The organism is Pseudomonas sp. B26(2017), from assembly GCF_002113045.1.
GTDB lineage: Bacteria > Pseudomonadota > Gammaproteobacteria > Pseudomonadales > Pseudomonadaceae > Aquipseudomonas.
Map to the genome: position 1 here is coordinate 53,442 of NZ_NEJJ01000007.1, position 18,791 is coordinate 72,232.

15 protein-coding genes are annotated in these 18,791 nt (G+C 63.3%); 13 read left to right on the plus strand and 2 right to left on the minus strand.

All coding sequences use genetic code 11. From position 1 onward, the window contains the following. The first annotated feature begins 36 nt into the window (after positions 1-36). The 6 genes from CAF79_RS11960 (at position 37) to CAF79_RS11985 (ending at position 11,214) form a co-directional block, all read left to right on the plus strand. On the plus strand, positions 37-882 hold the full coding sequence (locus tag CAF79_RS11960) for a sulfotransferase (RefSeq protein ID WP_085697936.1): 846 nt from the start codon (positions 37-39) through the stop codon (positions 880-882). Positions 883-997: 115 nt separating this feature from the next. After that, positions 998-7,318, plus strand: a complete 6,321-nt coding sequence (locus CAF79_RS11965) for an Ig-like domain-containing protein (protein ID WP_371917920.1) — start codon at positions 998-1,000, stop codon at positions 7,316-7,318. 48 nt (positions 7,319-7,366) lie between these two features. Then, positions 7,367-8,881 carry a TolC family protein gene (locus CAF79_RS11970; protein WP_085697938.1) on the plus strand — a complete coding sequence of 505 codons (1,515 nt, stop codon included), beginning with the start codon at positions 7,367-7,369 and terminating at the stop codon, positions 8,879-8,881. Continuing rightward, positions 8,865-9,470: an adenylyl-sulfate kinase gene (gene cysC, locus CAF79_RS11975; RefSeq protein WP_085697939.1), complete on the plus strand. Its 606-nt coding sequence runs from the start codon at positions 8,865-8,867 to the stop codon at positions 9,468-9,470. The genes CAF79_RS11970 and cysC overlap by 17 nt, the downstream gene beginning before the upstream one ends. Continuing rightward, complete coding sequence (locus tag CAF79_RS11980) at positions 9,467-10,252, plus strand: aspartyl/asparaginyl beta-hydroxylase domain-containing protein (RefSeq protein WP_085697940.1); 786 nt, start codon at positions 9,467-9,469, stop codon at positions 10,250-10,252. The genes cysC and CAF79_RS11980 overlap by 4 nt, the downstream gene beginning before the upstream one ends. Then, positions 10,240-11,214, plus strand: a complete 975-nt coding sequence (locus CAF79_RS11985) for a sulfotransferase family protein (protein ID WP_085697941.1) — start codon at positions 10,240-10,242, stop codon at positions 11,212-11,214. Before CAF79_RS11980 ends, CAF79_RS11985 begins: the two co-directional genes overlap by 13 nt. Here CAF79_RS11985 and CAF79_RS11990 read toward each other — a convergent pair. Together CAF79_RS11990 and CAF79_RS11995 are read right to left on the minus strand one after the other, a co-directional pair. Beyond that, complete coding sequence (locus CAF79_RS11990) at positions 11,180-11,938, minus strand: slipin family protein (RefSeq protein WP_085684328.1); 759 nt, start codon at positions 11,936-11,938, stop codon at positions 11,180-11,182. The two genes, CAF79_RS11985 and CAF79_RS11990, sit on opposite strands and share 35 nt — an antisense overlap. 2 nt (positions 11,939-11,940) lie before the next feature. Then, positions 11,941-12,468 (minus strand): NfeD family protein, encoded by a 528-nt coding sequence (locus CAF79_RS11995; protein ID WP_085697942.1) that lies wholly within the window; start codon positions 12,466-12,468, stop codon positions 11,941-11,943. A 196-nt stretch (positions 12,469-12,664) separates the two neighbouring features. On the opposite strand from CAF79_RS11995, the gene CAF79_RS12000 reads away from it, so the two are divergent. From CAF79_RS12000 to CAF79_RS12030, 7 genes are all read left to right on the plus strand, one after another. Then, positions 12,665-13,126 (plus strand): aminoacyl-tRNA deacylase, encoded by a 462-nt coding sequence (locus CAF79_RS12000; protein WP_085697943.1) that lies wholly within the window; start codon positions 12,665-12,667, stop codon positions 13,124-13,126. A 127-nt stretch (positions 13,127-13,253) separates the two neighbouring features. After that, positions 13,254-13,499: a DUF2789 domain-containing protein gene (locus CAF79_RS12005; RefSeq protein WP_085697944.1), complete on the plus strand. Its 246-nt coding sequence runs from the start codon at positions 13,254-13,256 to the stop codon at positions 13,497-13,499. Between the two features lie 214 nt (positions 13,500-13,713). After that, a complete protein-coding gene (locus tag CAF79_RS12010) occupies positions 13,714-14,142 on the plus strand; it encodes a MarR family winged helix-turn-helix transcriptional regulator (protein WP_085697945.1) in 429 nt (142 codons plus the stop codon). Further along, entirely contained in the window at positions 14,139-16,202 is a 2,064-nt protein-coding gene (locus tag CAF79_RS12015; protein ID WP_085697946.1) for an FUSC family protein, read from the plus strand. Before CAF79_RS12010 ends, CAF79_RS12015 begins: the two co-directional genes overlap by 4 nt. After that, positions 16,199-16,408 carry a DUF1656 domain-containing protein gene (locus CAF79_RS12020; protein WP_007957657.1) on the plus strand — a complete coding sequence of 70 codons (210 nt, stop codon included), beginning with the start codon at positions 16,199-16,201 and terminating at the stop codon, positions 16,406-16,408. Before CAF79_RS12015 ends, CAF79_RS12020 begins: the two co-directional genes overlap by 4 nt. Then, positions 16,405-17,292, plus strand: a complete 888-nt coding sequence (locus CAF79_RS12025; protein WP_085697947.1) for an HlyD family secretion protein — start codon at positions 16,405-16,407, stop codon at positions 17,290-17,292. The genes CAF79_RS12020 and CAF79_RS12025 overlap by 4 nt, the downstream gene beginning before the upstream one ends. Then, positions 17,289-18,731 carry an efflux transporter outer membrane subunit gene (locus tag CAF79_RS12030; RefSeq protein ID WP_085697948.1) on the plus strand — a complete coding sequence of 481 codons (1,443 nt, stop codon included), beginning with the start codon at positions 17,289-17,291 and terminating at the stop codon, positions 18,729-18,731. Before CAF79_RS12025 ends, CAF79_RS12030 begins: the two co-directional genes overlap by 4 nt. Positions 18,732-18,791: the final 60 nt, after the last annotated feature.

An 18,791-nucleotide genomic window follows, 5' to 3' on the forward strand; every position in this document is an offset into this window, starting at 1 on the left:
GATTACGCTCGTCAGACAAAAGGACTTACAAATAAGGTGAAGGGATTGCAGCAGTTCCACTTTATCTCCGGCTTGCCGCGCTCAGGTTCGACCCTCCTTTCTGCGATCCTTCTGCAGAATCCGCGCTTCCATGCCGGCATGACCAGCCCGGTCGGCGCACTGTTTTCCGGTGTCCTTGAACAATGCAGCGCCGGCAGCGAATTCGGCGCGGTGATCGACACCGACATGCGCCGCCGCCTGTTGCGCGGCCTGTTCGATTCCTATTACGCCGACAAGGCCGACAAACCGGTGGTCTTCGACACCAACCGCCAGTGGAGCTCGCGCCTGCCGGCGATCAATGATCTGTTTCCCAAAGCCAAGGTCATCGCCTGTGTGCGCAACGTCGCCTGGGTGATGGACAGCCTGGAGCGGCTGTACCGCGCCAATCCTTTCGAAAACACCAAGCTGTTCGGCGATGCGGTCGAGCGCAACACCGTTTACAGCCGCTGCGAAACCCTGGCCCAACGCAACCGTCTGGTGGGTTTTGCCTGGGCAGCGCTCAAGGAAGCCTATTACGGCGAGCACGCCGAGTCGCTTCTGATCGTCGATTACGACCTGCTGACCCAGGCCCCGGAGCGCGTACTGCGGTTGGTCTACGATTTCATCGGCGAACCCTGGTTCGAGCACGATTTCGAGCATCTGGCCTATGACGCGCCGGAGTTCGACCAGGCCCTGGGCGTGGCCGGCCTGCACAAGGTCAAACCCAAGGTCGCCTTGCAGTCGCGGCGCACGATTCTGCCGCCGGACCTGTTCAAGCAATACGCCGATCTGTCCTTTTGGCTCGATGGCTCGGCCAGCGCTGCCAATGTGATTCGTATGAAGTCCGACGCCGCGATCAGCTGATCGCGGCGTTTTTCATTGATGCATCAACAACTGTGTTCGAGTCCGGGTGAGCAACATGTGGTGGAGCAAGCAAAAGTCGCGGGTTACCGAGGGCCAACGGACGCTGGCGGCGCCCATGATCATGTCGCTGGAACCGCGCATGCTGTTCGACGGCGCCGTTGCGGCCACCGTGGCCGACACCGCCGCCCAGGCTGACAGCCATGCCACCGCCGATGCCGCGAAAGCGCCGGCCGCCGACCACCCGAGCGCCAGCAAGGACACCCACGGCCAGGCCGATGCCACGCCTGCTGCCAGTCCGGTCGCGGTGCCGGGGCAGAGCGTGGTGTTCGTCGATTCCCGGGTCAAGGATGCCGACAGCCTGCTCAAGGGCGTGGCGCCCGGCACGCAAGTGGTCAAGCTCGATGCGGGCAAGGACGGCTTGCAGCAGATCGCCGATTATCTCGATCAGCATCAGGGCGTGAGCTCGGTGCAGATCATTGCCCACGGCAATGCCGGCGACCTGTGGCTGGGCAACAGTTATCTGTCGGCCGACAACGTCGCCCAGCGCAGCGCGATCCTGGCGGAGATCGGCAAGGACATGAACGTGGGCGGCGACATCCTGATCTACGGCTGCTACACCGCCGAGGGTGACCGTGGGCTGAGTTTCGTCGACTCGCTGGCGCAACTGACCGGGCGCGACGTGGCCGCCTCCAGCAACCGCACCGGCGTGGGCGGCGACTGGGACCTGGAGATCGCCACCGGCTCTATCGAAAGTGCCAACGTGCTGTCGACCAAAGCGATGAGCGAATACCAGTGGGGCCTCGCCACCTGGACCGCCACCAACAATGCCAACACCGGGGTCGGCTCGCTGCGCGCGGCTATTGCGTCGGCGCAGAACGGCGACATCGTGACCTTCAGCTCCGGCATGACGGTGCAGCTCACGTCCGAATTGCTGATCAACAAGAACATCACCGTCGATGGCGACCTGAACAACGACGGGGTTGCCGACGTCACGCTCGATGGCCAATACCGGACGCGGGTAGTGGAAATCACCTCCGGCAGCACGGTGACCCTGGATGGTTTGGTCATTACCCGGGGCCTCGTCTCCGGCAACGGCGGCAATGGTGGCAATAGCGCCACCGGCGCCATGGGCGGCGGGATCTTCAACGCCGGCATTCTCACGCTGAACAATGTTTCGGTTACCGGTAACGCGGCGGCCGGTGGTGGTGGCGGTGGCGGTGTTACCGGTGCGTACTCCGGCGGTGCTGGCGGTGGCGGTGGCGGCCTCGGTGGACAGGGTGGCGGTCACGGCGGTTCTACCGGACCGGGGATTGGTACTTATGGTGGTCAGGCCGGTAGTGGCGGGGTCGGTGGTTATGGCGGCGGCTTCGATGCAACGCACATGGGCGGGCGTGGAGGCTCCAGCACTGGCGGTGCTGGTGGGCTGGGTACTTACAACTACAGCAACGGCGGCAACGGCGGCACGGCCAGCAACGGCACGATATCCATCGGTGGCGGCGGTGGTGGCTCGGGGTGGGACAAGGTCGGCGGCGCGGGCGGTAACGCCGCCGGCGGTATTTACAACGCTTCTACCGGGACCCTGAAAATCGTCGGCACGTCGGTCATCAGCAATAACATCGGTGCGGGCGGCGGTGGCGGCGGTGGCAGTGGCCTGGGCAGCAACAACCAGAACGGCGGCGACGGCGGACGCGGCGTCGGCGCGATCTGGAACCAGGGCGGCACGGTGCTGATCACCGCCGCCAACTTCGCCACCATCAGCGGCAACGCCGCCGGCAGCGGTGCCGGTGGTGTGGCATTGGGCGGCGGCACGAACGGAACGTCACCGACCGCCGTTGCGGCGATCTACAACAATGGCGGCACCCTCAACACCGCTTATGTGGAACCGCCGACCGCGACCATCGTGATGTCGGACACAGCGCTGAAAATCGGCGAAACCTCGCTGGTGACCATCACTTTCAGTCGGGCGGTCACCGGTTTCACCAACGCCGACCTGACCATTGCCAACGGCACGCTGACAGCGGTCAGCAGCAGCGACGGCGGCATTACCTGGACGGCGACCTTCACCCCGACCAACAACATCACCGATGCCACCAACCTGATCACCCTCGACAACACCGGAGTGACCGCAATCAGCGACGGCGTGGCGGGCGTCGGCACAACCAACTCCACCAACTATGCGATCGATACCGTACGGCCGACCGTGACCATCGCGATGTCCGATACGGCGTTGAAGATCGGCGATACCTCGACGGTGACTTTTACCTTCAGCGAAGCGGTGACCGGTTTCACCAACGCCGACCTGACCATCGCCAACGGTACGCTGAGCGCCGTGAGCAGCAGCGACGGCGGCATCACCTGGACGGCGACGTTCACGCCGAGCGCCAGTATCACCGACACCACCAACGTCATCACTCTGGATAACACCGGTATTGCCGATCTGGCCGGCAACGCCGGCAGCGGCACCACCGATTCGACCAACTACGTGATCGATACGGCGCGCCCGACCGCGACCATTGTCGTCGCCGACAGCAATCTGGCGGCGGGCGAAACCTCGCAGGTGACCATCACCTTCAGTGAAGCGGTCAGCGGTTTCACCACCGCCGACCTGACGGTGGCCAACGGTACGCTGACCGGCCTGAGCAGCAGCGATGGCGGCATCACCTGGACCGCCACGCTCACGCCGACCACCAACATCACCGACACCACCAACCTGATCACCCTGGACAACACCGGGGTCGTCGATCTGGCCGGCAACGCCGGCAGCGGCACTACCAACTCCAACAACTACGCCATCGACACTGCGCGCCCGACCGCAACCATCGTGGTGGCCGACAGCAGCCTGCGGATCGGCGAAACCTCGGTGGTGACCATCACTTTCAGCGAAGCGGTGACCGGTTTCACCAACGCCGACCTGACCATTGCCAACGGCACATTGACGGCGGTCAGCAGCAGCGATGGCGGCATCACCTGGACGGCGACGTTCACACCGACCGCCAGCATCACCGACGCGACCAACCTGATCACGCTGAACAATACCGGCATTGCAGACCTGAACGGCAACACCGGCAGCGGAACCACCGACTCCAACAACTACGCCATCGATACCGTGCGCCCGACCGCGACCATCGTGGTGGCCGACAACAACCTGCGGATCGGTGAAACCTCGCTGGTGACCATCACCTTCAGCGAAGCGGTCAGCGGTTTCACCAACGCCGACCTGACTGTCGCCAACGGCACGTTGAGTGCGGTCAGCAGCAGCGACGGTGGCATCACCTGGACGGCGACGTTCACGCCGAGCGCCAGTATCAACGACACCACCAACCTCATCACCCTGGACAACACCGGCGTTGCCGACCTGGCGGGCAACGCCGGCAGCGGCACCACCGATTCCAACAATTATGCGATTGATACGGTGCGGCCAACCGCGACCATCGTGGTCGCCGACAGTAACCTCACTGCCGGCGAAACCTCGCTGGTGACCATCACCTTCAGCGAAGCGGTCAGCGGTTTCACCAACGCCGACCTGACGATTGCCAACGGCACGCTGACGGCGGTGAGCAGCAGCGACGGCGGCATCACCTGGACGGCGACCTTCACGCCGAACCTGGGCGTCAACGACGCGACCAACGTGATCACGCTGGCCAATACCGGCATCGCCGATCTGGCCGGCAATGCCGGCAGTGGCACGACCAATTCCAACAACTACACCATCGACACCCTGGTGCCGACCGCGACCATCATCGTGTCCGACTCCAGTCTGAAGATCGGCGAAACGTCGCTGGTGACCATCACCTTCAGCGAAGCGGTGACCGGTTTCACCAACGCCGACCTGACGATCGCCAACGGCACGTTGAGTGCGGTCAGCAGCAGCGACGGCGGCATTACCTGGACCGCGACCTTCACGCCGACCAGCAACATCACCGACACCACCAATGTGATCACCCTGGACAACAGCGGTGTCCAGAACCTGTCCGGCAACGCCGGTGTCGGCACCACGAATTCCAACAACTACGCCATCGATACCCAGCGCCCGACCGCAACCATCGTGGTCGCCGATACCGCACTGGGCGTCGGCCAGACCTCGCTGGTGACCATCACCTTCAGCGAAGCGGTGACCGGTTTCACCAACGCCGACCTGACCATCGCCAACGGTACATTGAGTGCAGTCAGCAGCAGTGACGGCGGTATCACCTGGACGGCGACCTTCACGCCAGCGGCGGGGATCACCGACACCACCAACCTGATCACCCTGGACAACACCGGCATCACCGACCTGGCGGGCAACGCCGGCAGCGGCACGACCGACTCCAACAACTACGCGGTCGACAGTCAGCGCCCGACAGCCACGATTGTGATGAGCGACAGCGATTTGCGCCCCGGTGAAACAGCGCTGGTGACCATCACCTTCAGCGAGGCCGTGACCGGTTTCGACAACGCCGATCTGAGCGTCGCCAACGGCACCCTGAGCAATGTTTCGTCGAGCGACGGCGGTATCACCTGGACGGCCACCTTCACGCCGAACATCGGTGTGACCGATCTCACCAACCTGATTGTCCTGAACAATACCGGCATCGCCGACCTGGCCGGCAACACCGGCACCGGCACCACCAGTTCGGCCAACTATCAGGTGCAGACCCAGGTGCCGACCGCCACCATCGTCGTGGCCGACACTTCGCTCAAGGCCGGGGAAACCTCGCTGGTGACCATCACCTTCAACGAAGCGGTGAGCGGCTTCGACAACAGCGACCTGACCATCGCCAACGGCACATTGAGCAACGTCAGCAGCAGCGACGGCGGTATCACCTGGACCGCGACATTCACCCCGACGGCCAATGTCACTGACGCCACCAACCTGATCAGCCTGAACAATGCCGGCGTGACCAACGTCTCAGGCAACAGCGGTATCGGCAGCACGGACTCCAACAACTTTGCCATCGACACCGCGCTGCCAACCGCCACCATTGTGGTTGCGGACAACCGCCTCGGTATCGGTGAAACCACCACCGTCACCATCACCTTCAGCGAAGCGGTGATCGGGTTCGATCTGGGCGACATCAGTGTCGCCAACGGTTCGTTGTCGAACCTGGCCAGCAGCGACGGCGGCGTGACCTGGACCGCGACCTTCACGCCGACAGCCAACGTCAACGATCCGACCAACCTGATCCTGATCGACACCGGCGGCGTCCAGGACCTGGCCGGCAACCTCGGCGCGAGCATCGCCATCTCCAACAACTACATCCTCGACGCCACCCGGCCGACGGTGAGCATTGTGGTCGCCAACCCACATTTGGGCATCGGCCAGACCACCACCGTGACCTTCACCTTCAGCGAGGCAGTGAGCAATTTCGACCTGTCCGACCTGAGCGTGACCAACGGGGATCTGAGCAATCTGAGCAGCAGCGACGGCGGCAAGACCTGGACCGCGACCTTCACGCCGACCGCGAATGTCACCGACCCGAGCAACTTCATCGCGCTGGACACCAGCAATGTCACCGACCTTGCAGGCAACGCCGGCAGCACGGTGGCGGTATCGAACAACTACGCCCTCGACAGCGAACGGCCGACCGCCACGGTGGTGATCGCCAATCCAAACCTGGGCGTCGGCCAGACCTCGCAAGTGATCATCACCTTCAACGAAGCGGTGAGCGGTTTCGACCTGTCGGACCTCAGCGTGGCCAACGGCACCTTGTCCAACCTGAGCAGCAGCGACGGCGGCAAGACCTGGACCGCGACCCTGACGCCAAACGCCAACGTCAACAGCACCAGTAACGCGATCAGCCTCAACACGGCCGGGGTCAGCGACCTTTCCGGCAACAGCGGCAGTGGCGTCAGCAGTTCCGGCAATTACGTGATCAACACGGTGCCTCCTGTGACACCCACTTCTGCGCTGATCGTGGTGACGCCGGATCCGGAGTTCCGCAGCAGCGATCCGGTCGTACCGCCGCCACCGCCGAACGTTCCGCTGCAACCGATCGTTTTCACGCCGCCCACCGGCGACCTCGGTTCACCGCTGACTTTCGCGCCGTTGTTCGAGCAACGGGTGATCGGCAACGGCATCCGTCCGCTGGGGGATATCTTCATCAACCGCGGTGCGCTGAGCCCAAGCTTCATTGCCCAGGTCTTCACCAGCAGTGACAACGGCGGTGACAGTTCCGGCCATGGCTTCCTCGGATTCGGCGGCGGCGATGGCGGGGTGTTCGGCAGCAGCACGCTGTCGAGCCTGTTCAATCAGGACAGCAGCGCCGAGCGCGATTCGCTGAACGCCTTCGGCAGCCAGTCGATCAAGGGCGGCGATATTTCCCAGGGCCTGCGCGGCGTATTCGGCGCGCCGACCCTGGGCCAGCAACTGCAACAGATCAAGGACAGCGAGCAGCACCGGGTCGACAACCTGGCAGCGGCACTGCAACAGGTCGGCATCAGCGAAATGCCGGCCTGACAACACACAACAATTCACATATGTGCGGGACCTAGGGGCGATCCAGGGATGAAGAAAAGTCAGAAGTTGTTCGGCGCCAGCCTGCTGGCGCTGGCGATCAGCGGATGTGCAGTAACCAGTGAACCGATCGAACGCAGTGTCAGTGAACAACGGGCCCGGGCCGACCTGCAAAGCATGTACAAGGGCCAGGAACCGCTGAGCGGTCCGCTGACCCTGCACCAGGCCATGGCTCGTGCGGTGAAGTACAACCTCGAAGGCCGCTTGAAAATCATGGAGGAAGCGCTGGCCAAGCGGCAGCTCGACCTCGCCAGTTTCGACATGCTGCCGCGCATGGCGCTGGACGCCGGTTACGTCGGGCGCAACAACGTCAGCGCCTCCAGCAGCCAGAGCGTGCGTACCGGCACCCAGTCCCTGGAACCGTCGACCTCTCAGGATCGCGACCGCGAAGTCGCCGACCTGACCATGGTCTGGAACGTCCTCGATTTCGGCGTCAGTTATATCAGCGCCAAGCAGCAAGGCGACCAGCGGCTGATTGTTCAGGAGCGCCGACGCAAGGTGATCAACACCATCGTTCAGGACGTGCGCTCGGCCTATTGGCGGGCGATGGCCGCCGAACGTCTGCTCAAACAGATCGACAGCCTGATGGCGCGGGTCGACACCGCCCGCCGCAACAGCGAAAGCATGAGCGAGCAACGCATCGGCGATCCGGTGCAGTCGCTCGGCTACCAGCGATCGTTGATCGAGGCGACCCGACAACTGGAAGAACAACGCCGCGCGCTGTCGCTGGCGAAAACCGAACTGGCGACCCTGATCAACCTGCCGCTGGGCACCAACCTGACTTTGGCCACCGATGACGGTTATCAGATCCCGGAACTCAAGGTCGACCTGACCAAACTCGAGCAGGAAGCCCTGACCAGTCGTCCGGAACTGCGCGAACAGGATTACCAGACCCGGATCAGCGCCGCCGAAACCCGCAAGGCCATGCTGCGACTGCTGCCGGGCCTGGAGTTTTCCGCCGGCGGGCATTACGACAGCAACTCGTTCCTGGTCGAACAGGGCTGGGCCGACTACGGCGTGAAGGTCACCTGGAACCTGTTCAACGTGATCTCCGCCCCGGCGGCCATCGACGTGGCCAAGGCCGGTGAAGAAGTCGCCACCGCACGGCGTCAGGCGATGTCGATTGCAGTGCTGGCGCAGCTCTACGTGGCCAACGCCAACTATCAGGAGGCGCTGCGCCAGTTCAAGACCAACCAGCAACTGTCGGACATCGACGGGCAAATCGTCGGTCAGTTGCGTAACCGTCGTCAGGCGGACGGCATTGGTGAGCTGGACCTGATTCAGGGCGAGCTCAATACCTTGCAGGCCGATCTGCGTCGTGACCTGTCCTACGCCGATCTGCGCAATGCCTACGGCCAGATCTTCGCCAGCGCCGGCCTCGATCCGCTGCCGGATCAGGTGCAATCGACCGAAGTCCAGTCGATCGCCACGGCGCTGGCCAACCGCGAAGCGGCGTGGGCCTCGGGGGATATTTCGCTGCCGGTGGCCCATGCCTCCGCGCAGTGACGTGCTGGCGCCGACCGCCAGCATCAGCCGTACCCAACGCGAGGCCCGCAACGGCCATCGCGGCACGGCGATGCTGCTGACCGGCTTGCCGGCGGCGGGCAAATCGACCCTTGCCCAGGCGTTACACGCCGAGTTGTTCAGTCGTGGTCTGCAAAGCGTGGTGCTCGATGGCGACGGCTTGCGCGTCGGGCTCAACCGCGACCTGGGTTTTACCGATGCCGATCGCCTGGAAAACATTCGCCGCGCCAGTGAGCTGGCGGCGTTGCTGGTGGAGAACGGGCAGATCGTGATTCTGGCGATGATCGCCCCGCTGGCGGAACTGCGCGAAGTGTTTGCCCGCCGTTTGGGTGAGGACTATCGCGAGGTCTGGTGCAGCGCTGCGCTGGCGGTGTGCGAGCAGCGCGATCCGAAAGGGCATTACGCCCGGGCCCGACGCGGCGAGCTGGCCGGGTTCACGGGTGTGTCGGCGCCTTACGAGGCGCCGGCCCAGGCTTCGCTGGTGCTCGACACCGGCACGCTGACGGTCGACGCCTGTCTGGACCGGTTGCTGACCTGGCTCGGCGAAACAGCGGTGTTGCCCAAGGTATGAGCCGACCGGCGTTCTCGCGGTTGCCGGTGACGGTGGACCTGCCGTTGCTGTTGCAGGCGCTGTCGGCGATTGACGACGCTGCCTGGCGCGGCCATTTCAACACCGCTTATTTCGCCGGCGACTGGAGCGGCGTGGCGCTGATTTCCGCCGCCGATGCGCTGACCGAACTGTCCCCCGGCAGCGCCGAACCCGTCCAGCGCGCCCCTTGGCTGAATGATGGTCGCTGGCAGCAGGCCCTGCGTGATCTGCCGCTGGAGATCGTCAGCGCGCGGCTTTTACGACTGGGGCCGGGCGGGCAGATCCATGAGCATCGCGACTACGATCTTGAGGGTGCGGACGCCGATTTGCGCCTGCACATTCCGCTTCTCAGCCCGCCCGCCGTGGATTTCTGGCTCGACGGTCAGCGGATGCCGATGACGGCGGGGGAATGCTGGTTTCTCGATCTCGCCCGACCGCATCGGGTCGACAATCGCGACTGCACGGCACGGGTTCATCTGGTGCTCGATTGCCACCCCGCGCCATGGCTTGCGCAGATGATCGTTGACGGGTTGCCGAGTACTCCGCTGCCTGATGGCGTGGAGACGGCGTTGCAGCGTTTTCAACGGTTGCTGGTCACGGATCCGATGTTGTCCGCGACGTTGCAGGCAGTGCACGACCCCGAAGCCTTTACTGTCCATACGCTGGCGTTGGCCGCTGAACGCGGCCTGCACTTTTCCCGTGAAGAACTGCTGGCGGCGATGCGTAACGGTCGTCGGTCATGGAACGAGCAATGGCGCCTGTGAATTTCGACGGCTGGTTGCCGATTCGCGTCTGGAAAACCGCCGGGCAATGGCAGGTCGACTGGTGCTGGTTCGGCGACACCCCGCTGCATCAGCCGTTCTTTCGTGAAGCTGTCGAAGACGCGTTGCGTCTGCCGTTCAATCAGGCGTTCCGCCGGCAAACACCCTTGTCGGCGCTTATGGACTGGCAAGCGCTCAGTCCGGGTCTGCCGCCGAGCGCCTTGATCCTGCACGCCTCGCGGTGCGGTTCGACGCTGATCAGTCAGATGCTTGCCCGTCTCGACGATCACATCGTGGTCTCGGAGCCGCCGCCCCTTGATGCCTTGCTGCGCAGTGATCTGCCGGACGAAGAACGCCGCGCGGCCATCGCCGGATTGCTCTCGGCGTACGGTCAGCGGCGGCGCGGCCAGGAGCAGCGGCTGGTGATCAAACTCGACGCCTGGAACATCGGCGAATGGCCTCTTCTGCGCGAGTGTTTTCCCGATACGCCGTGGCTGTTTGTCTATCGTGATCCGCTGGAAATCGCCGTGTCGCACCTGCGCCGTCCCGGCCTGCACATGGTGCCGGGAGCGCTCGGCGATTGTGTGCTGGACGATGATTTGCCGTTCGAGGGGCGCGAGGATTTCATCGCCCGGCGGCTGGGGCGCTTGCTGGAGGCCGGTTGGGTGCATTGCCGTGAGTCTGCCGGGCTGGTGCTGAATTACAGCGAATTGCCCGAGGCGATGAGCGGACGGCTGGCGAGGTTTTTCGGGCTGAGTGCCGCGCAGTGTGAACAGGCGCTGGCGGCGACGGCGCAGCACGCGAAGCAGCCGTCACAACCCTTTGTCGTCGATGGCGAACACAAGCGCCGTGAAGCATCGGCGTTGTTGCAGGCGCGGGTCGAACATTGCGCCCGTGCGCCCTATGCCGCGCTGGAACGCTTGCGCGCGCTCACGATTTCGCCGACAGATCCGCCATCCCCTTGAGCAGTTCGATCGGTAACGGAAAGACGATGGTCGAGCTCTTGTCGCCGGCAATCGAACTCAAGGTCTGCATGTAGCGCAACTGCATGGCGCCGGGCTGGCGGCCGAGCATTTCGGCGGCCTGCATGAGTTTTTCCGAGGCCTGCAATTCGCCTTCGGCGTGGATCACCTTGGCGCGCCGTTCCCGCTCGGCTTCGGCCTGCCTGGCGATGGCGCGCACCATCGACTCGTTGAGGTCGACGTGCTTGATCTCGACGTTGGCGACCTTGATCCCCCAGGTGTCGGTCTGGGCGTCGAGCACTTGCTGGATGTCGATGTTCAGGCGTTCGCGCTCGGCCAGCAGTTCATCCAGTTCATGTTTGCCGAGCACCGCGCGCAGAGTGGTCTGGGCCAGTTGGCTGGTGGCCATGAGGAAATCCTCGACCTGGATGATCGCTTTCTGCGGATCGAGCACGCGGAAGTACAGCACCGCGTTGACCTTCACCGACACGTTGTCGCGGGTAATCACGTCCTGCGGCGGCACATCGAGGACGATGGTGCGCAGATCGACCCGGACCATTTGCTGCACCACCGGAATCAGCAGGATCAGCCCCGGCCCCTTGACCTGCCAGAAGCGTCCGAGCTGGAACACCACGCCGCGTTCGTATTCGCGCAGGATGCGGAACGTCGAGCCGGCCAGGGCGATCAGCAACAGCAGCAGCGCGACAAAACCGATTTGCAGACCCATGATCACTCTCCGAGCGGTGCCGCGTCAGTCGCGGCCACTTGCAGCAACAGGCCCTTGCGCCGGATCACGCGCACCGGTTGCCCGGTGTGCAGCGGCGTGGCGCTCAGCACCTGCCAGCGTTCTCCCTGTAATTGCACCCAGCCATTGCGGCTGTCTTGCGGTTGCACCACCGTCACCGCCGTGACACTGCCGAGCAGGCCGGCATCGCCGCTGACCGGACGACGCGGTCGGGTTTTCAGGGCGCGGATCAGCAGCGCGATCAGCAACAGGGCGCTGACCAGACCGAGGCCGATCATCATCGGCACCGGCAGTTCGGCGTTGCTCAGGATCAATGCACCGATCACAAACATCACGATGCCACCCAGACCAATCACCCCGTAGTTGGGCAGCACGGCTTCGGCGATCAGAAACGCGATGCCCAGGGTGATCAGCCACAGACCGACCGGGCTGGCGGCGGTTAACGGGTTATCTGCCGCAACCACCGATCCACTCAGCAGCAACAGGGCAAGCGCACAGCAACGGATGTTCACGTGACCCTCCGCGAGAGTCAGGGCTTGTACTTACAGTCTAGTTGACGCGGCGGGTGGATGATTTTTGATCAATCTGCCTACCCCGCCAGTGGGCGGATTTCCCGGTGTTTGCAGCTCGCCGGACTAGAATTTCTAGGACAGCCACAGCGTTTCATTACCGTCCGCCGCGCAGCGTCGGCGGGCACCGAGGTGCATCATGCGTATGGCCAAGAAAGTGCAGAGCAGCCTCAACCGGGCGCAATGCGAATATGACATCGTCACCCACCCGCACTCGTCCAGCAGCCTGGAAACGGCGCGGGTCTCCGGGATTGCCGCAGAACGGGTGGCCAAATCGGTGATCCTGGACGACCGTCACGGGCACTACCTGATGGCGGTGCTGCCCGCCAGCCGCCACCTGGACTTGAGCAAAGTGCGCAGCAGCGGCGAATGGCAAATCACCCGCGAAAGCAATCTGGCGCACATCTTCGACGACTGTGAGCGCGGTGCCGTACCGCCACTGGGCGACTCCTATGGCCTGGACATGGTCATCGACCCGCTGCTGACCCGGCCAAAAGACATCTACCTGGAAGCCGGAAACCACAACAACCTGCTGCACATGAGCATGCCCGAATTCCTGAAAATGGTGCCGCATGCGCAGGTGCGGGAACTGAGTCAGTAGCTTTTTTAGCGTCGGTGCCGACGCCAATCGCGAGCAAGCTCGCTCCCACAGGTTCTGCGCTAAACCTGAGGGAGCGAGCTTGCTCGCGAATCTATTACATCCACCTGGTCTTCGAAGGAGCAGAACAATGGAAAACCCGACGCACAGCCTCCCATCCCTGTTCAAACAGCTCGGCCTGGACAACGACCCGGTCAGCATCGACCAGTTCATCGCCACCCATTCCCCGCTCAAACCCGAACTGCACCTGTGCGACGCGTTTTTCTGGACCAAGAGCCAGGCGGATTTCCTGCGGGACGAGATTCTCGATGATGCGGATTGGGCGGAGGTGGTGGATCAGTTGGATGTGATGTTGAGGAAGGGGCGGGGAATGTAAAAAAAAATGATCGAAAAGACCGAAATGTAAAAAAAACTTGTGGGTTGTAAAAAAAACAGCGCAAAAGTCAGGGTGAGATAAATTTTCTGAATTCACCTTCGGACATGAATTTGTTTCAAAACTTGACTGAATTTCCCCGCCAATGCGATATTGATAGTTAGCAAACTAACAGTGTGTGCATTCCCTCGTGCCGAATAACCTCGACGCTCTTCAGATGAACATCAGCAGTGCCATGGTGGTGGCCGCCAGGCATTGGCGGAAGATCTGCCAGACCACGCTGGTCAATTATGGAATTTCCGAAGCCTGCGCCGTCCCGTTGTTGATGATCGGGCGCTTGGGCGAGGGTGTGCGCCAGGTGCAGGTGGCGCAGGCGGCGGGGATGGAGTCGCCGTCGCTGGTGCGCCTGCTCGATCAGTTGTGTCACGCCGGTTTTGTCTGCCGCACCGAAGATGCCCATGACCGACGCGCCAAATGCCTGAGCCTGACCGACGCCGGCCGTGAGCTGGTGCAAGCGGTGGAGGCGCAACTGGTGCGGCTGCGTCATGAAGTGCTCGAAGGCATCGACCAGCGCGATCTGGAAGCTACGCTTCGGGTACTGAGAGCTTTTGAGGCGGCCACTCCGCCAACGGTGATCAATCCGTGAACGGGTTCTTTTCCGGCATGCCCCCCGCGCGGGACTGGTTCTACGGGATCCGCACGTTCGCGGCCTCGATGACCGCGCTGTACATCGCCTTGCTCATGCAGATGCCGCGTCCCTATTGGGCGATGGCCACGGTGTACATCGTTTCCAGCCCGTTCCTCGGCCCGACCAGTTCCAAGGCGCTGTATCGCGCAATCGGTACGTTTCTCGGTGCGGCGGCAGCAGTGCTGTTCGTGCCGATGTTCGTCCAGAGCCCGTATGTGCTGGTGGTGGTCATTGCCTTGTGGACGGGGATTTTGTTGTTCCTGTCCCTGCACCTGCGCACCGCCAACAACTACGCGCTGATGCTCGCCGGCTACACCTTGCCGCTGATCGCCCTGCCGGTGGTCGACAACCCGCTGGCGGTGTGGGACGTGGCCGAGTCGCGGACTGAAGAAATCTTTCTCGGCATCGCCGTGGCGGCGGTGGTCGGCGCGATGTTCTGGCCACGGCGCCTGGCACCGGTGTTCAACGATGCCGTGGGCAAATGGTTCGCCGATGCCACAACCTACAGCCTCAAATTCCTCAGCCGCGACGTGCAGCCCGAAGAAGTTGCCGCCCTGCGCATGGCCATGGTCGGCAGTTTCAACAGCCTGGAATTGATGATCGGCCAGTTGCCGCACGAAGGTGCGCGGCCGCAAACCGTACGCAACACCAAGGAGTTGCGCGGGCGGATGATCCACCTGCTGCCGGTGATCGATGCCCTCGAAGATTCGCTGTACGCCCTCGAACGGCGCACGCCGGAACTGGTGCAGAAATTCGCGCCGCTGCTCACCGCGACCCGCGAATGGCTAGGCCACAAAGACGCCAATCTGGAGCGCTGGCAAGCCCTGCGAAATCAGCTCGAAGCGCTGCAGCCGAGTGCCGAAGCCCTGGAGGATCGCAAGCAATTGCTGTTTTCCAATGCGTTGTATCGCCTCAGCGAATTCATCGATCTGTGGCAGGACTGCCGCAGCCTGCAGGACGCGATCTTGTGTGAGCGCCAGGACAGTTGGCGCGCAGTTTATCGTCACTGGCGCCTTGGTCGCCTGACGCCATTTCTCGACCGTGGGCTGATGCTGTATTCGGTGGCTTCGACCATTCTGGCGATCATCGTTGCCTCGGTGTTGTGGATCCTGCTGGGCTGGACCGACGGCGGCAGCGCGGTGATTCTGGCGGCGGTGTCGTGCAGCTTCTTCGCCTCAATGGACGACCCGGCGCCACAGATTTACCGGTTCTTTTTCTGGACCGGAATGTCGGTGCTGTTTGCCAGCCTGTACCTGTTTCTGGTGTTGCCGAACCTGCATGACTTTCCGATGCTGGTGCTGGCGTTCGCGGTGCCGTTCATCTGTGTCGGTACCCTGACGGTGCAGCCGCGTTTCTACCTCGGCATGCTGCTGACGCTGGTCAACACCTCGTCGTTCATCAGCATTTCCGGTGCGTACGACGCGGACTTCTTTGCCTTCGTCAACTCCAACCTCGCGGGCCCGATGGGGCTGCTGTTCGCGTTCATCTGGACGCTGATCGCCCGGCCGTTCGGCGCCGAACTGGCGGCCAAGCGCCTGACCCGTTTCAGCTGGAAAGACATCGTCAGCATGACCGAGCCGGCCAACCTCGCCGAACACCGGCAACTGGGCGTGCAGTTGCTCGACCGCCTGATGCAGCACCTGCCGCGTCTGGCGCTGACCGGCCAGGACACCGGCATCGCCATGCGCGAAGTGCGCGTCGGGCTGAACCTGCTCGACCTGCTTGCCTATACGCCGCGAGTGACGGGCGCGCCGAACGCGTTGCTCAAGCAAGTGGTGGCCGAGGTTGGCGAGTATTTCCGGGCCTGTCTCAAGGCCGGCGAACGCCTGCCGGCGCCGAGTGCCTTATTGATGACCATGGATCGCACCCGCCGCGCGCTCCACGGTCAAGGTGATGAAGAAACCCGACTGAACCTGTTGCACGCCTTGAGCGGTTTGCGCCTGGCGCTGTTGCCCGGCGTGGAATTCGTCTCCAACGCAGAGCCCAAAGAACCGCTGCCCGAAGGAGCGCCCCTATGATCGGTGATCTGGACATCAGCGGCATTTTCCTGCCGACCCTGCTGGTGTTGATGGGTATCACTTATGTGCTGTTTGTTTTGGTACACGGCGTGCTCACACGCCTGCATTTCTACCGTCTGGTCTGGCACCGGGCATTGTTCAACGTGGCTCTCTACGCCGTGATGCTGTACGGCGTGGATTCACTCAGTCGATACCTGATGACATGAAAAAACCGTTTCTGACCCTCGGTCGCGTCGTCCTGACGCTGCTGATCGTGACTTTCGCCGTCGTCGTGGTCTGGCGCATGGTGATGTATTACATGTTTGCGCCCTGGACCCGCGACGGCCACATTCGCGCCGACATCGTGCAGATCGCCCCGGACGTGTCCGGGCTGATCCAGCAGGTCGAAGTGAAGGACAACCAGTTGGTGAAACGCGGCCAAGTGCTGTTCAGCATCGACCAGGACCGTTTCAAACTGGCGTTGCGCCAGGCCAAGGCAGCGGTCGCTGATCGCGAAGAAACCCTGGCTCAGGCACAACGGGAAGCCAAACGTAACCGCGGTCTGGGCAATCTGGTGCCGGCCGAACAGCTGGAAGAAAGCCAGTCGAAAGTGGCCCGCGCGCAATCGGCCCTGGCCGAAGCGCTGGTGGCGGTGGACAGCGCTCAGCTCAATCTCGACCGCTCGGTGATCCGCAGTCCGGTGGACGGCTACGTCAACGACCGTGCGCCGCGCTCGCAGGAGTTCGTCACCGCCGGGCGTCCGGTGTTGTCGGTGGTCGACAGCAATTCGTTCCACATCGACGGCTATTTCGAAGAAACCAAACTCGACGGCATCCACATCGGCCAGTCGGTGGATATCCGCGTGATCGGTGACCGCGCCCGCTTGCGCGGGCATGTCGAAAGCATCGTTGCCGGTATCGAAGACCGCGACCGTTCGAGCGGCAGCAACTTGCTGCCCAACGTCAATCCGGCGTTCAGCTGGGTGCGACTGGCGCAACGGATACCGGTGCGCATTGCTTTCGACGACGTGCCGAATGACTTCCGCATGATCGCCGGACGTACTGCCACCGTGTCGATCATCGACGATCAACCGCAGGAGCCCGCGAAATGAGCAGGGCTCTGATGATCGCCGGTTTGGGCATGATGCTGTCGGCCTGCTCGATGGTCGGGCCGGACTATCACGTGCCCGAAGACGCGGCGATCCAGCGCAAGGATTTCCAGGGCGATCTGGCGGTGGCCGGCAAACCGGTGGTGTCGGCCCCGGTGCCGGCGGACTGGTGGCGCCTGTATCAGGATCCGCGCCTGGATCAACTGGTGCAGCAGGCCATGGCGTCCAACACCGATCTGCGGGTGGCGGCGGCGAATCTGTCGCGGGCCCGTGCGCAGGTCGATGAAGCCGAGGCGGCCGGTGGCTGGAGCGGCGGCGTGAAGATGGGCGCGCAACGCTTGCAGGAATCCGGCGAGGCATTCCTGCTGCCGGAGAAAGTGCCGGTGGCCAACATTGGCGATATCGGTATCAGCGCGTCTTACCAGTTCGACCTGTGGGGCACGTTGCAACGCGGGATCGAAGCGGCAAAGGCCAACGCCGACGCGACCCAGGCCGCTGCCGACACCGCACGCATCACCCTGGTCGCCGACGTGGTGCGGGCCTACACCCAGGTCTGCGCGGCGAACGAAGAACGGGAAATCGCCCAGCATTCCCTCGACCTGCAATCCCAGAGCACCACCCTGATTCAGCGTCTGCGCGACGCCGGACGCGGTGACGAGACCCAGGTCACCCGCTCGCAGACCCAATTCAAATCCTTGCGCGCCGACATGCCGCGTTATGAGGCGGCGCGTCAGGCCGGGTTGTTCCGTCTGTCGATGCTGCTGGCCAAACCTGTCGATCAACTACCGGCCGGCACCGCAACCTGCGCCGAACTGCCTAAAATCGCTCAACTGGTGCCGGTCGGCGATGGCGCGGCGCTGCTCAAGCGCCGGCCGGACATCCGTCAGGCCGAGCGACGTCTGGCAGCCGCAACGGCCGGGATCGGTATCGCCACCGGCGAGTTGTACCCGGACATCAGTTTCGGCGCGACGATCGGCACCGTCGGCATTCTGGACAACCTTGGCAAACCCTCCACCAACCGCTGGGGCTTCGGCCCGTCGTTGAGCTGGAAGGTGCCGACCAACGGCGCCCGGGCCCGGATCCGCGAAGCCGAAGCCACCACCCAGGGCGCGCTGGCACATTTCGACGGCGTGGTGCTCAACGCCATCCGCGAAACCCAGACCGGTCTGGCCCAGTACACTGCGCTGCTGCAACGCCGTGATGCGCTGGCCGATGCCGAGCAGTCGGCGAAACTGGCGGCTGACCAGACTCACCGCTTCTTCCAGGCGGGCCGCGAGTCGTTCCTCGCCGACCTGCAAGCCACTCGCACCTACACCGACGTCACTGCGCAACTGGCCGCCGCCAACACTCAGGTTGCCATGAGCCAGATCGATTTGTTCCTCGCCCTGGGCGGCGGTTGGGAAAGCGGACGAACGCAAGCCTCGAGCGCCAGCAAACCCTGAGGCCGTTGCTATGCTTTGAAGTATTGAAAGGGCGCCCCGAACCAGGCGCCTTTTCAGTGC